Source organism: Armatimonas sp., from assembly GCF_043760365.1.
Taxonomy (GTDB): domain Bacteria; phylum Armatimonadota; class Armatimonadia; order Armatimonadales; family Armatimonadaceae; genus Armatimonas.
On the sequence record NZ_JAYUPA010000971.1, the window covers coordinates 1 to 2775 of the forward strand.

Here is a 2775-nt window from a genome sequence, read left to right on the forward strand (position 1 = left end):
GTGCACAGCGGCGTCCCCGCGACAAAGCTGACGCAGAAGCCGCGCCCCGCGCCCCCAAAATTCGATCCCTCGAAAGTCTATGTCTGCTTCACCATGAGCGATGGCGACAACCTCTGCACCTGGCGTGGCTACTTCCGGCGCTACTTTGAGGACCCGGTGCGCGGCCAGATTCCGGTCGGCTGGGGTATGGGGCCGACTCTGATTGACCTGGCTCCCACTTGGGCACGCTGGTACTACGAGCACGCCACGCCCAACGACGAGTTTATCTGCGACGTTTCTGGCGTCGCCTATATCTACCCACCGTCGTGGGGCACAGCGCTGAGTACGAAAGACCGCGACTCTGCCTTTCGCTACTTCTACGGGCGCACCCAAGAGTACATGGCGAAGATGGACATGAATACCGTGCGCCTGATGGACGTAGACGCCGTCGATATTGCGAAAGTGGGGCCGCTTCTCCCCCAGACCACCTACCTCCTGCCCGACTACGGCCACGCAGGAATCACCAGCTACCACGAGCTGACCTACACCCTCCCCACCGGCCAGAGTGTCTTCCGCGCCGCCACCAGCGGCAGCGGCCCCGAGCACTTCGCGCAGCAGATCCGAGAGCGCGCCGGGCAAAAACGCCCCGCGTTTATCAACGCCTTCATCTGGAACTGGGGCTCCAAGCTCGGCGATCTCAAAAAAACAATGGAAATCCTCGGCGATGGCTTCGTCGCCGTCACTCCCTCCCAGCTCCAGGCGCTCTGTGCACAGGTAAAGAAGCTCTGAAAAGCCTTTCCGTACCCCTCCATGACTCCTGCGCACTAGTCTTTAGTGTCCTATCATGGCTCCGTAGTGATAGAGCACTACTCTTCGACAGTCCTGTGTCACTCTTCGACAGTCCTGTGCCATTCTTCGACTCTTGCACACTGCTCCGCGATAACGAAGCACCACTCCCCAATGATCCTGCACTGCTTCCGAGTGACTCTGCACTGCATCAACACAAACTATCAAAAATATTCCCGCGCCGGGCGTTCTGAAACATTTGTATCCTCGTCCCACTGCGGCATGAGTGGCTTAAGTTTCTCCCCGCCTCAAGAAGCAAACCAAGGCGTTCTGCCCTCATGCCAGAGAAGCGATATAATTTCCTACCATGGAAACCTTACTTCTAAGCCGTGAAGAGATCGCACGGCGGGCGCGTGAGTGGTACGACAAGCACATTCGCTCTCAGGTAGAGACACCCGAAAATATCGGGCGGATGGTGGTCATTAATATCGAGCGGATTGGCTATAAAGTAGCGGCCACCCTGTGAACTTTCTGATCACGGGTGCGACGGGGATTGCGGCGGCGACGGTGCGGCTGGCAGTAAGTGCCGGGCATAGCGTCTTTGTGACGAGCTTGAATGCCGAGGACTGCGCATTGCTTAACATGCCCTACTTTGCCGCAGATCTGACGGACTCGGCGCAGGCGACGGCAGCGGTGGCGGCGTGTGTGGCGGAGCTGGGAAGTCTTGACGGCGTGTTCTGCGTGGTCGGGGGTTCGGGGCGGCGCTTTGGTGATGGGCCGCTCGATGCCTGCACCGACGACGGCTGGCGGCAGACGTTTGCGCTCAATCTGGACACGACGTTTTTTATTGCCCGCGCTGCGCTGACACAGTTTCTGGCGCAGGGTAGCGGCGGGAGTTTAGTGCTCATCAGCTCAGTCCTCGCCTCGCACCCGGAGCCGGGGAAGTTTGCGACGCACGCCTACGCCGCCGCCAAGGGCGCGGTACAGAGCTTAGTGATTACGCTGGCTTCCTACTACGCGCCGCAGAAGATTCGCGTGAACGCGGTCGCTCCGGGCCTCGTGCGCACGCCCATGAGCCAGCGTGCCCAGACCGATTCCGAAATTCTGGAATTCATAAAAACCAAACAACCCCTCGCAGAAAACCTCCTCAATGCCGAGGAGATCGCAAAAGCCGCGCTTTTCTTGCTGGGCGAGAGTGCCGCGCAGATCACGGGGCAGACACTCACCGTGGACGGCGGCTGGTCAGTATCGTAGAATGAGAGCGATGAGTCCTACCCTTTCCTATTTGCAAGCGTGCCGTCAGATGGTCGAGACCGTCGCGGTGCAAGAAGCCTCGATGCAACAAGCTGCCGCCTTGTTTTCGGCCACGATCCTGACCGGGCGCATGGTGCATGTCTTTGGCTCCGGGCACAGTCGGATGATGGTGGAGGAGATGTGGCCACGCTACGGCTCCTACCCTGGCTGGAATCCTTTAGTCGAGCTCTCGCTGAGCTTTCATAACCTGGTGGTCGGGGCCAATGGGCAGCGTCAGGCGATGTTTCTGGAGAATGTCTCCGGGCTAGCCGCACAGATCCTGCGTAACTTCGATCTCAAACCGACCGATTCAGCGCTGATTATCTCCTCATCGGGGTGCAGCTTGGTGCCCGTTGAGCTCGCAGAGCTTTTCCAGAACCAGGGAATCCCGGTGGTGGCGATTGTCTCCAAAGTCCATGCGGAGGCATCGGCGAGCAAGCGCAGCGATGGCAAGAAGCTGATGGACTTCGCGGAAATTGTCTTGGACACGGGCGCTCCCATCGGTGATGCGATAGTGCAGATTCCGGGGATGGAGATGAAAGTGGCACCAGGTTCTACCGTGGGCGGCGCGATGCTGATCAACTGTATGAAAGCCGAGACGGCAAAGCTACTCACCGAAGCCGGGCAGCCGCCGCTAGCCCTCGCGGGCGCAGTCGCCATCGGCACCGAGCGCAGCACCGAAATCTTCCAGGCGGCGTATGATGAACATGCCCACCG

Annotated in this window: 3 protein-coding genes and 1 pseudogene; all 4 read left to right on the forward strand. The window is 59.5% G+C overall.

Annotated features, from left to right (window positions below):
- Positions 1 to 768 (forward strand): annotated as a pseudogene (locus ACH2EH_RS24620) (hypothetical protein); the annotation flags it as partial.
- A gap of 364 nt (positions 769 to 1132) precedes the next feature.
- Complete coding sequence (locus ACH2EH_RS24625; RefSeq protein ID WP_395145992.1) at positions 1133 to 1291, forward strand: hypothetical protein; 159 nt, start codon at positions 1133 to 1135, stop codon at positions 1289 to 1291.
- Positions 1288 to 2019, forward strand: coding sequence for an SDR family NAD(P)-dependent oxidoreductase (locus ACH2EH_RS24630; protein WP_395145993.1), 732 nt, complete (start codon positions 1288 to 1290; stop codon positions 2017 to 2019). Before ACH2EH_RS24625 ends, ACH2EH_RS24630 begins: the two co-directional genes overlap by 4 nt.
- A gap of 10 nt (positions 2020 to 2029) precedes the next feature.
- Positions 2030 to 2775 (forward strand): sugar isomerase domain-containing protein (locus tag ACH2EH_RS24635; RefSeq protein WP_395145994.1); only part of this gene is annotated, 746 nt, incomplete at its 3' end.